The 12460-nt window shown below is 40.7% G+C and carries 9 protein-coding genes; 4 read left to right on the top strand and 5 right to left on the bottom strand.

Going from position 1 to position 12460, the window contains the following annotated elements; translation table 11 throughout:
* Nucleotides 1-96: 96 nt before the first annotated feature.
* From PUND_RS17195 to PUND_RS17180, 4 genes are read left to right on the top strand one after another with little or no spacing between them, the layout of a single operon-like run.
* Complete coding sequence (locus tag PUND_RS17195) at nucleotides 97-1689, top strand: DUF4331 domain-containing protein (RefSeq protein ID WP_010389064.1); 1593 nt, start codon at nucleotides 97-99, stop codon at nucleotides 1687-1689.
* A gap of 11 nt (nucleotides 1690-1700) precedes the next feature.
* Nucleotides 1701-2210 carry an Ig-like domain-containing protein gene (locus tag PUND_RS17190; RefSeq protein ID WP_010389066.1) on the top strand — a complete coding sequence of 170 codons (510 nt, stop codon included), beginning with the start codon at nucleotides 1701-1703 and terminating at the stop codon, nucleotides 2208-2210.
* 46 nt (nucleotides 2211-2256) lie between these two features.
* Nucleotides 2257-3282, top strand: a complete 1026-nt coding sequence (locus PUND_RS17185) for a tetratricopeptide repeat protein (protein WP_010389068.1) — start codon at nucleotides 2257-2259, stop codon at nucleotides 3280-3282.
* Complete coding sequence (locus tag PUND_RS17180) at nucleotides 3279-4379, top strand: HupE/UreJ family protein (protein WP_010389071.1); 1101 nt, start codon at nucleotides 3279-3281, stop codon at nucleotides 4377-4379. Before PUND_RS17185 ends, PUND_RS17180 begins: the two co-directional genes overlap by 4 nt.
* A gap of 62 nt (nucleotides 4380-4441) precedes the next feature.
* Here PUND_RS17180 and PUND_RS17175 read toward each other — a convergent pair whose 3' ends face one another.
* From PUND_RS17175 to paeA, 5 genes are all read right to left on the bottom strand, one after another.
* Nucleotides 4442-5065 (bottom strand): TetR/AcrR family transcriptional regulator, encoded by a 624-nt coding sequence (locus PUND_RS17175; protein ID WP_010389073.1) that lies wholly within the window; start codon nucleotides 5063-5065, stop codon nucleotides 4442-4444.
* A gap of 129 nt (nucleotides 5066-5194) precedes the next feature.
* Nucleotides 5195-6604: an efflux transporter outer membrane subunit gene (locus PUND_RS17170; RefSeq protein WP_010389075.1), complete on the bottom strand. Its 1410-nt coding sequence runs from the start codon at nucleotides 6602-6604 to the stop codon at nucleotides 5195-5197.
* The gene (locus PUND_RS17165) at nucleotides 6604-9735 is read right to left on the bottom strand and encodes an efflux RND transporter permease subunit (RefSeq protein WP_010389078.1); all 3132 of its coding nucleotides are present in this window, start codon (nucleotides 9733-9735) and stop codon (nucleotides 6604-6606) included. The genes PUND_RS17170 and PUND_RS17165 overlap by 1 nt, the downstream gene beginning before the upstream one ends.
* 11 nt (nucleotides 9736-9746) lie before the next feature.
* Nucleotides 9747-10910, bottom strand: coding sequence for an efflux RND transporter periplasmic adaptor subunit (locus PUND_RS17160; RefSeq protein WP_010389081.1), 1164 nt, complete (start codon nucleotides 10908-10910; stop codon nucleotides 9747-9749).
* A gap of 218 nt (nucleotides 10911-11128) precedes the next feature.
* Nucleotides 11129-12418, bottom strand: a complete 1290-nt coding sequence (gene paeA / locus PUND_RS17155) for a polyamine export protein PaeA (RefSeq protein ID WP_010389082.1) — start codon at nucleotides 12416-12418, stop codon at nucleotides 11129-11131.
* Nucleotides 12419-12460: the final 42 nt, after the last annotated feature.

Here is a 12460-nt window from a genome sequence, read left to right as displayed (position 1 = left end):
AGTAACAAAAAATAAATACTTTTAACTTTTTTGCATCCACTTAACTATCCTGTCCGTTATTAGCTATGACTTCAAACAAAACTAAAGGACAAAGTCATGAAAGCTTTTACTCCATCAATACTTGCAGTAATGGTATGCAGTACATTTATAAGTGCACCAAGTGAAGCATCTAGCCATAGAGAAGCACCAAATATAAGCCGCTTCCCAACTTTAGACTCTACCGATTTTTATATATTTAATAGTTATGAGCAAGGCCGAGGCGATTACGTAACCCTCATCGCAAACTACATTCCTTTACAAGATGCTTATGGTGGCCCAAATTACTTTGCAATGGACCCTGATGCTACTTATAGCATCCACATTGACAATGATGGAGACGCTATAGAAGATATTACATTTGCGTTTAACTTTGAAAGTATGCTGCCAAATGATAATCAAGGGGTACAACTGACTGTAGGACCAGAGGGTAATCAGCGGACCGTTTCAGTACCTCTTAAAAATGTTGGCGGCATCTCTGCAGGTAATGACGCTGCTGTAAACTTTAGCGAGTCCTACAGTATGACCATGATCAGCGGACCACAACGAACTGGCACTACCACAACCCTAAATAATACCACTACAAACTCTAGCTCGTTCTCTAAACCACTTGATTATGTAGGTAATAAAACCTTTGGATCGATGACAGAATATCAAGCCTATGCTGATCAGTTTGTCTATCAAGTTGCCATACCCGACTGTGAAGGCATGGCGAGAGTTTTTGTCGGTCAACGTAAAGACCCATTTGTAGTTAACTTAGGTAAAACTTTTGATTTAGTTAATTATGTTCCAGTTGAAGGTGACAGCTCGCCAGGGGCAGCCGATGGTGGAGGTTTCCCAGGCGGTATAACCCAATCAGCCGATAATGATGATCTCGCAGACAAAAATGTTACGTCAATAGCTATTGAAGTACCAAAAGCCTGCATTGTAGGCGAAGGTAATCAAGTCATTGGTTCGTGGACAACAGCTAGTTTACCTCAAGCTCGCGTGCTTAACCCTAATGCAAAATTTGCAAATAATGCGGTTAATGGAGGGGCATTGACTCAGGTTTCTCGATTAGGTAACCCGCTAGTCAATGAGCTTGTAATTGGCATTAAAGATAAAGATACATTCTCAACATCTCACCCTAAAGACGATGGACAATTTTTAGATTATGTATCACACCCCTCTTTACCCGAGCTTCTGAATATCTTATTTAAAGATGCGGTTAATACAACACTAGGTGCTAGCCTAGAGACTCTTGCGCCCACTAATTTTCCACGCACAGATTTAATTACTGCATTTTTGACAGGCTTTGCAGGGGTAAACCAACAAGCAACGGTAACACCTTCAGAAATGCTGCGTCTAAATACCGCTATTGCAGCGACTGCGCAGGCCGACCAATCAGCATTTGGCGTTGCAGGTGACGACTTAGCTGGTTTCCCGAATGGACGACGCCCTGGTGATGATGTTGTAGATATTGCGCTACGAGTTGTAATGGGGCGTTTGTGCCACCCTATCCCCGTTGCAGGTACAGATACTGATTTAGGGCTGTGTACTCCAGAAGATGCAAACGTAGGCACTGTGCCATTTACTGATGGCGCACCTGTTAATGCATCAATGATGAATGCCACATTCCCTTACCTTGCAACGCCGCTTGCAGGCTCTAAATAAGGAGTGAACTAATGCATAATCTAAATTTACGTCATGTCTGTATACTATCTGTAAGCCTGATTATGGCAGCATGCAGTAACGATGACGACAAAAATAAATCACCAACTATAACCAACTCTGCGCCCTCAGCAAGTGATGTAATACTCACCACTCAAACAGAGGTCAGTATCTCTGATATGCTCAGAGCCACTGATATAGATGGCGACACATTAAGTTACTCACTATCAAGTGAGCCTACGTTAGGTGTTGTTGAAGTAAATAGCGATGGTAGTTTTACTTACACCCCTAATAAAGAGACAACAGGTACAGACAGCTTTATGTTTGGCGTAAGCGATGGCATAAGTTCACAAGTAAACGCCACTGTGAGCATCACTATTGAAGCGTTGCAAGTTGAATTTGCACAGTTTGCCACGGATGCTTTAAATCAACAGCCTACGGCTGAGCCATTGTCTGTGAATGGTAGAGTATTTACCAATACAGATACTGATGTTGGTGATCTGATTTCAGCAAACGGAAATTAATCAATCAACTGACTAGCCAAGGAAGGCTAACTTTTAGGAGAAAATAATGCACTTACCTTTATATTTGCCATTCACTTTTATCGCTGTCTTTTTAATGCCGCTCACTCTACAAGGCGCACCTTTTGTACCAAAGGATGATGCAGTTATTGCAACTAGTAACACTAAATTAAAAGCATCTCTTTCTGTTGAAGAGATAAAGAACTTACTCGACAACAGTCAATTCTCAGGCCAATCTGAGCGGTTACAAGGGGTCCTTAAAACACATTTGGTAAAGCTATATCAGGAAAACCCCACTTCAGAAGTAAGCTATCTGTATGCACGTATATTACAAAAAGAACATTTATTCGAGCAAACCATAAATATTGCAAAAGAGGCAATAGATGACGATCCTAACCATGTTAATAGCCATTTACTACTAGCAAATATTTTTATGACGCAAGGGCGTTTTGAAGCAGCAACAAAACACTGTATATCTTTAATTGGTTTGGTAAGTACCCTCACTGCAAGTACCTGTGTGCTTGATATACAAAGCCAACACAAAAATGTTCAACAAAGCTATCAATCGCTATTAAAAATAGTTGATAACAAAGAAACAAATCTTGCAACCAAGCATGTGTTAAGTGAAATGAGTTACCGAATGGGTCACTATAAAAAAGCACTCTCTCATATTAATCATATAAAATTATCGAATATGCCTGTGAGCCTTGTTGTTTTATGGGCTGATATTCAGCTTAGACTTAATAACTCTGAGCATATTATTAACAGCCTAAGCGCATTGATTGACGATAATACTAATTTAGAGGATGCGCTGTTGCTTAGGCTAGCTATTGCAGAAAAAGATCTAAAAACACACGGGCAAAAATGGCAAAAAATGATGGCTGAAAGAGTCTCTTTACGCGAAATTCGCCAAGATACTTTCCACGCCAGTGATCTAGCTAAATATTACATTAATATTCAGCCAAACCCCGACAAAGCATTGTACTGGGCAAACATTAATTGGCAACAAGCAAAGATGAGTATGGATCAGCAGTTACTTAAAGATGCACAAGCTATGCCACGAGGTAAGCTATGAGATCAACTTATCTATGTTTTTTCGCTTTATGTTTGTTCGCTTTTACAAACAATGGCTTTGCACACCAGTTAAGTACCAGTTATATCGTGTTAAATAACAATATAGATAAAACGCAATATATTGGTCACTGGCAAATCAGTATCGCTGACTTGGAACATGCAGTAGCACTTGATTTAAACAACGATGGGCAAATTACATGGGCCGAAATAAAAGCAAAACGTAGCTCACTTACTCAATTTGTTGAACAAAACATAAGTTTTACCCAAGACTTAAAAGCCTGCCTTTTAAATAATGAAGGCCCGTTTAAGCTCGATACTCACTTTAATCAACCTTATTTGCAAATTCCTATTCGCTTTTATTGCGATAATAACACTACAACCTTACTTACATACTCAGCTTTTTTTAACCGCGATGCTAGCCATAAATCTATCGTTAACATCAACGGTGTGTCGCGTGTATTTGACTATCATAACCAAAAACAAGCATTTAATTTTGAACAAACAAGCTACCTAGAAACCTTCAATCAATATGTTTACCAAGGCGTGTTACATATTTGGATTGGTATAGACCATATTTTATTTTTAATTGTATTGTTACTTACTTGCGTGTTGGTAAGACGAGATAAAACATGGCAAAGAAGTAGCTCTAAAATAAAAATCATAAAACACACTGCATGGATAGTCACCGCGTTCACACTGGCACACTCTATTACGCTTACAGCCACAGCTATGAACCTTGTCTCCCCAAATAGTCGCTGGGTAGAATTAGGAATTGCAGTGTCAGTATTGTTTGCAGCACTTAATAATGTTTGGCCCGTCGTAATACGTTTAGGCTGGCTTACTTTTGGTTTTGGATTACTTCATGGGATGGGATTTGCAAGTGTCCTCGGTGAACTAGGCTTGTCAGAAGACTACCAGCTGCTAAGTATTATTGCTTTTAACCTCGGTGTTGAATTGGGTCAACTGAGTATTTTGTGTCTCAGTTTACCAATACTTATTTACCTAAGAAACTATAATTGGTATCAAAAGTGGTTAATGCCTTCAGGTTCAATCTTGATTGCTCTAATCGCTCTGCAATGGTCAATAGAACGTTATTAATGAATAACATTTAGGCTAACCCACAAAAAGGTTAGCCTAATTTTCCTCTGCTCATTCTTATTCTAATTTTTATCAAATGGCATAAGTAATGTTTTCATCGCTGGACGCAGTGCAATAAGCACGGTTTCTTCTGTTAACTCAGGAAACAGCATTTTTCGTAATAACAATCCTGCCATCACTGAAAAAATCACATTAATACGGCTCTCTAATTCTTGTTCTGAATGTGATTTTATTAAACTACTTTCACTCACTAATAAATCCCGCATTCTGTTACGTGCTTGCGTATCAGCCTCACGTAGTAGTAAAGCAACTTTTTTGTTTCTACTAGCCTCTGCCATCATATCTAGGTCAATAACGCAGGCGCCCGTGTCCATATGACGCTGTACGCCATGATGTAGACCATCAAGTAATACTGTTAAAATATCACCAGGTTGATCTTCAAACTCTTGAAATATGGAGAACATTTCTTCCATATCTTTTTCAATAATACTTTCGATTATTGCTTCTTTACTATCAAAATAATTATAAATATGGCCTGCACTCATGCCTGCTGTTCTTGCTATTTCAGCCATACCTGCGCCATGGTAACCTTTGCGATGAAAACAATCAGCAGCCGCTGTTAATACCTGTTCACGACGCGCTTGTGCTTGCACCGGATCAAGGTGTTTTTTATTTTTAGAATTCATTCGAAACTCCATTATCGAGTCACTAGACTCGAAATGTTTAACGTTTACCCTTGATAATAAAAAGATAAACGTTAAACGGTATTACTTTACTACAGATAAACCAGCCATAACTCACTGGTTTAATGCATACTAATTACTTTGATCGGTAGTTACTTCCCATCCACCACCAACGGCTTTGTACAAGTTAATTTGACTTGCAAGCAAAGCTTGTTGACCGGTAATCAGTTGTTGCTTTGCGCTATACCAAGTTCGCTGAGCATCAAGCACTTGTAAAAAGCTATCGACCCCTTTATCGTATCGCGCCTGTGACAAGTCATAGGTTATTTTTCGGCTTTGTAGTAGCTGTTCAAGTGCACTTAATTGCGCGTTGTAACCTTCTCTATCAGCAAGCACGTCTGCAACTTCACGAAACGCTTGCTGAATTTTTTGCTGATACGTTGCTACAGCAACTTGTTGCTCTGCATTAGCGACATCTAAATTAGCTTGGTTACGTCCCATATTAAAAATAGGCAAATTTACCGACGGCATAAAACTCCACGTACCTGACCCTGCATCAAATAAATTACTTAAATCACGTGATGCTGTTCCTGCATTGGCTGTTAAACTAATACTTGGGTAAAACGCTGCACGAGCAATCCCTATATTGGCATTTGCGGCAAATAATTGGTGCTCGGCCGCTTTTATATCAGGACGCTGTGTTAGTAAATCAGACGGAAGGCCGACAGGAACAGCGGGTAAATCAAGTAATGAGTTCAACTCTTTAGTCGGTAGTAAGTCCTGCCCCACCGGATTACCTACTAATAAATCAAGCGCATTTTTATCACGTTTTAATAAACGCTTATACTTTGCAATATCAACCTTTGCAGTAGCTACGGTACTTTTTAATTGCTCTAGGGTAATTTCAGAGGCCGCACCTAAATCAACACTTTTTTGCGTTAAAGATAAAGAAGCTTGCTGCGATGACAATGTCTCTTGAGCTAAAGCAAGTAATTGCTGATCGGTCGCATAATTAAGCCACGCATTTGCCAGCTCAGAAATTAACGATACCTGCATGCTATATTCACTAAGCTGCGTAGAGTAAAGCGTTTGTAATGCTTGCTCTGATTGATTACGCACTTTGCCCCATAAATCTAACTCATAAGCGGTCATACCCACAGTTGCGCTGTATTGGGAGCTAATTTGAGGCTGACTGCTGGCTGATAAATTAGCTGGCAAGCGCTGACGACTGCCTGATGCATTGAAATCAAGCGAAGGATATAGCGCTGAATCTTCGATCTGATATAAACCACGCACTCGTTGCACATTAAGTGCTGCTATTTGCAGGTCTTTATTGTGCTCGAGGCTTAATGATATCAGTGCTTTGAGCTTTTCATCATTAAAAAACTGCTGCCATTTTAGTGACGAAACTTGTCCTTTGCCTGCCTCTGATGCATACGCATCAGGGACAGGTAAATTAAGTGTTTCTTGCTGAGGAGCTAACTGACATCCAGATAAAATGGCTAAAGTTAAAGCACTAAAACTAATTGTTCTTACACTCATTAAACTTCCTCCTGCGAGGTGGTTTTAGCTTTACCTGAAAACAGTCTACGTACTAAAACAAAAAACAACGGTACAAAAATCACCACCAGTGATGAAGCAGCAAGTGTTCCGCCTATAATTGAAATACCTAAGGCGTTTTGAGCACCAGAGCCTGCACTCGAGGCTATTGCAAGCGGTAAAACACCACAGATAAATGCCATTGAGGTCATTAAAATAGGACGTAAACGAAGTCGTACAGCTGCAATAGCTGAATCTACCAAACTTAAGCCTTCATCCATTTTATGAGTAGCAAATTCAACAATTAATATCGCATTTTTAGAGGCAAGCCCTATGGTGGTTAATAAGCCAACTTGAAGGTAAATATCATTTGATAAGTTACCTAAGAAAGCAGCCATAACAGCCCCCAATATACCCAGAGGTACAATCATCATTACTGCAAATGGGATAGACCAACTTTCATAAAGTGCTGCTAAACACAAAAATACAAATAATAGTGAAAGACCATAAAGAAGCGGCGCTTGACCACCACTCGAACGTTCTTGGAATGAAATACCAGTCCATTCAGAGGAAATCCCATTAGGTAACTGCTTAACTAAGCGCTCCATTTCATCCATAGCCTCACCTGTACTGTAACCAGGCGCAGCACTACCTTGAATTTCCATAGCTGAAAAGCCGTTATAGCGCTCTAAACGAGGCGAACCATATGACCAATATGAACTAGCAAACGCTGAGAATGGCACCATGTCGCCGCTTTTATTTCGCACATACCATTTATTGAGATCTTCAGGCACCATGCGCGCATCGGCCTTACTTTGCAGATATACCTTTTTAACACGGCCACGGTCGATAAAATCGTTCACATAACTACTACCCCAAGCAGTAGAAAGCGTACTGTTAATATCACCTTGTGATACACCAAGGGCTTCTGCTTTTGCAAGATCAATATCCAGTTGTAATTCAGGCATATCTTCTTGCCCGTTTGGACGAACACCTGCCAGTATTGGACTTTGACTAGCCATACCCAATAACTGATTACGCGCCTTTAATAGCTCGTCATGACCTAAACCAACCCGGTCTTGTAAAAACATATTAAAGCCGTTTGCAGTGCCAAGTTCAATAATTGCCGGAGGTGGGAATGCAAACACAAGCGCCTCTTTTATCGTTGAAAAATAGCCCATGCCTTTTCCTGCAACCGCTCCCACTGATAAGTCGTCACGTTGGCGCTCATCCCAGTGCTTTAAGCTCACAAAGCCAATGGCTGAGTTTTGTCCTGAGCCTGCAAAGCTAAAGCCGGTAACCGTGAAAATTGATGCAACAGCTTCAGATTGTTCTTCTAAATAGTGGTTTTCTACTTTTTTAACCACTTCAAGCGTTTGCTCTGTTGTAGAACCTGCTGGCAGCATTACTTGGCTAAACAAAATACCTTGGTCTTCGTCCGGTAAGAACGCGGTGGGTAAGCTTGAAAAAATAGTGACCATACCACCGACAATCAAAACATAACTAAGCAAATAACGTTTAGAGTGTTTGATCATTCGCCCAACAAAGCCTTGTGCACCTCTATTAGTTTTATCAAAACCACGGTTGAAGCCTGAGAAAAAACGACCTATAAAGCTACCATCAGTATGCACATGACTCGGTTTTAATAACGTAGCACACAGTGCAGGTGTTAAAATAAGCGCCACTAATACCGATAACCCCATTGCTGTTACCAGCGTTATAGAGAACTGACGGTAAATAACCCCTGTAGAGCCACTAAAGAATGCCATAGGAATAAATACCGCCGACAGCACCATGGCAATACCCACAAGCGCGCCCTTAATTTCGTCCATAGACTTTCGAGTTGCTTCGACTGCAGAGAGTTTTTCTTCAGTCATTAAACGTTCTACGTTTTCAACTACCACTATCGCATCATCTACCAGCAAACCAATGGCCAATACCATCGCAAACATAGTGAGCGTATTAATTGAATACCCAAAGGTAAATAGAACGCCAAACGTACCTAGCAGTACCACAGGAACGGCTATAGTCGGGATAATAGTTGCTCTAAAGTTTTGTAAAAATAAGTACATAACAACAAACACTAGTACTACGGCTTCTATTAAAGTATGTACTACTTTTTCAATTGAAAGTGCAACAAAGGGAGTCGTGTCATAAGGCACAACCGCTTCAAGCCCTTGTGGGAAGAAAGGCTTAAGCTCTTCAAGTGCATCCTTTACTCCTTGTGCGGTATCAAGTGCATTAGCGCCACTGGCTAACTTTACACCGAGTCCCGATGCTGGTTTACCATTAAAACGAGCAACCACACCGTAGCTTTCACCGCCCAGTTCAACTTCGGCAACATCTTGTAAGCGAACAACCGAACCATCGCTGTTAGTTTTTACTAAAATATCTCTGAACTGCTCTGGTTTTTGTAATCGACTTTGCGCAGTGACAGTCGCATTAAGCTGCTGTCCAGCAAGTGACGGCATACCACCTAGCTGACCTGCTGACACCTGTGCATTTTGTGCTTTAATTGCTGCTGATACATCGCTAGGGGTTAGCTTATAGTTTTGTAATTTAGCCGGATCGAGCCAAATACGCATTGCATATTGAGAGCCAAACAGCTCCACTTCACCTACACCGTCTACACGCGACACAATGTCTTGCACATTCGACGATACATAGTCTCCAATATCAATATTAGTCATACTGCCATCTTGCGACACAAAACCAACAACCAGTAAAAAGCTTGATGATGATTTGGCCACTACCACACCTTGGCGCTGTACTTCTTCAGGCAATAATGGCGTAGCGGTCGCTAACTTATTTTGCACTTGTACTTGGGCAATGTCTGGATCGGTCTCGGCATCAAATGTTAGCGTCAGTGTTGCTGATCCGCTCGACTGTGAGGTTGATGACATATATAACAAGCCATCTAAGCCTTTCATTTTTTGCTCAATAACCTGAGTCACCGAGTCTTCTAAAGTACGTGCAGATGCACCAGGATAGTTAGCTGTAATGGTAACCGCTGGCGGCGCAATAGACGGATATTGGGCAACGGGTAGGCTTTTAACGGCAATAATACCCGCAAGCATAACAACAATTGCCAATACCCAAGCAAAAATAGGCCTATCGATAAAAAATCGTGACATAAAACTCTCCGTTATTGGCTGTTATTTGCAGAAGACTGTGCAGCGGTTGCCGTAACTGGTGCACCTGGGCGAATCTTTTGTAGCCCTTCCACAATCAATTGGTCGCCATCGGCTAAGCCTTCGCTCACCAACCAATTTGCGCCTAAAGTACGCTCTACTTTTAATACACGGCTTTCAACTGTATTGTTTTTGCTAACAACCATAGCTGTAGGTTCACCTTTGGTATTACGGCTCACACCACGTTGAGGAGCTAATATTGCGTCTGACTTAACACCTTCAACCACCTCAGCACGCACATACATACCTGGTAGTAATAGCTTTTCAGGGTTTGGAAATTTAGCACGTAAAGTCACTGACCCAGTACTAGGATCAACCGTTACTTCAGAGAACTGTAATGTACCTTTATGAGGATATACTGAGCCATCTTCCATTATTAGTTCTACATCGGTTTGTGTTGTAGAGTCGACACCTAAAGCACCTGATGCCAGCGCTCTTTTGAGTTTAGTTAACTCATTACTTGATTGGGTTAAATCTACATAGATAGGATCAAGCTGTGTAACTGTTGCCAGCGCGCTTGTTTGACCTGCGCTAACTAATGCACCTACAGTAACGCTTGATTTACTAATTTGGCCGCTAATTGGCGAAGAAACATGGCTATAATCAAGGTTGATTTGCGCACTTTTTAATTGCGCTTGTGCCGTTAATAATTCTGCAGAGGCTTGCTTAGAAGCTGCATCGGCTTCGTCAAAATCTTGCTGGCTTACAGCTTTAATTGCTAATAATTCTTTATAACGCGACGCTTTAGATTTACTACTGGCTATACTGGCTTCTGCGCGAGCAACCGCCGCTCTGCTGGCTGCTAATTCGGCTTCAAAAATATCGGGATTAATTTGGTAAAGTGCTTGGCCTTTCTCAACCTGAGTCCCCTCTTCAAATAAGCGTGATTGCACAATTCCACTTACCTGAGGACGAATTTCAGCAATTTGAAACGCACTTACACGACCAGGTAATTCTTTTTTAAGTGTAATTGCTTGGCTGTTTAATGTGACAACACCAACGGGTGTTGCTGCAGGAGCAGAAGCCTTAGGTTGCTCAGCTACCTGATCACATCCACTTAAAGCAACAGAACCAACGAGGGCTGAAAATACAAAAAAAGCGATGCGGGAACGCTGCATGTTAAATACCTTTTAGTTTAGAATGAACGATCATTCTAAACTATAGTACAACAATTAAAAATAGCTAATGGGCAACATTTACACATTTTTACAATTGATTATAGTTGTCACAAAATTAACTCAAACAATAGTTAAACTATATCAGTGACCTCCATAAAAAAGGCAGCCAATGCAAATACATTGACTGCCGTTAATCAATTATTTAATTTTAGCGACTGTTACTCGCTCTCAGGGTTCATCCTAGAGACGAGTAACTGCTCAATACGAATGCCTTCTACATCCACTACTTCAAATTTAAAGCCTGAAAATACAATAAATTCTGCACGTTTAGGAATATGCTTCATGGTGTAAATTAAATACCCGGCGACCGTTTCATAATGGTTTTGATCTGGAAACTCATCTATTTCCAGTACTTTGGCTAATTCAACAATAGGTGTTAAACCATCGACCAACCAAGAGTTAGCATCACGCTCAATGATTAGCTCCTCACTTTGATGCGTGATTAAATCACCCATAAAGCCTTTCATTAAATCTTTAACTGTCACGATTCCAACCACTAGCGCATATTCATTGACCACCACAGCAAAAGGGTGAACCGCAGTTTTAAACGCATTTAGCGATTCAGATAAGCTCAGTGTTTCTGGTAAGTAAAAAATATCTTTATCTAGCATACCCGCATTAATGTTTGCCGCCTCACCTTTAAGCACTTGGCGTAAAATATCTTTTGACTCAACCGAGCCAATTAACTTATCAAGGTTGCCTTTACACACTAAAAAGTGATTATGTGGATGCTCAATAATTTTATTGGCTATATCTTCACTCGACTCATCAATGTCGAAGTAAACTATTTGCTCACGTGGCGACATCACGCTTGATAAAAAGCGCGCTTCTAAATCAAATACATTACCAATTAAGTCATATTCCTGCTGTTGAAGGCTGCCATACTCAGCACCAGCATCCATCATGGCAACAATATCTTCAGTAGTAACAATATCCTCACGCTCACTGGGTACTTTAAACACCCGCAATACGATGTTGGTTAAGCCGTTAAAAAATAATACCAATGGTGTTAGCGCGAAAGTCACCCATCGCATAATTGTAACTACACGCACAGCAACAGCTTCAGGTAAAATCATTGCTAATCGCTTTGGGAGCAAATCAGCAAATAATATAAATAATGAGGTAATAATTAAAAACGACAGTAAAAAGCTAATTTGACCAAGTAACGGCCCCTGATAAAATAATTGCAGTATTTCTTGCACGTAAGGCGATAATGCCTGCTCACCAACAATCCCACCTAATATGGCAATCGCATTGAGCGTAATTTGGATCATGGCAAAAAAAGCACCGGGCTGCTCTTGCAGCTTTAAAACCGCCAGCGCTTGCACATTTCCTTCGTCGGCCATAACTCTTAACTTTATTTTGCGTGAAGCGGCAATCGAAATTTCTGACATCGCAAATAACGCACTCATCAAGATTAATAATGCAATCCCGATTAAATCACCCATTTATAACTCCAAAATAATCGCTTTTATTAGCAAAAGCAGCTG

Source organism: Pseudoalteromonas undina, assembly GCF_000238275.3.
In the GTDB taxonomy this organism is placed as follows: domain Bacteria; phylum Pseudomonadota; class Gammaproteobacteria; order Enterobacterales; family Alteromonadaceae; genus Pseudoalteromonas; species Pseudoalteromonas undina.
The sequence above is the reverse complement of the archived record's forward strand: the minus strand, read 5'-3'. Positions and strand labels throughout refer to the sequence as shown.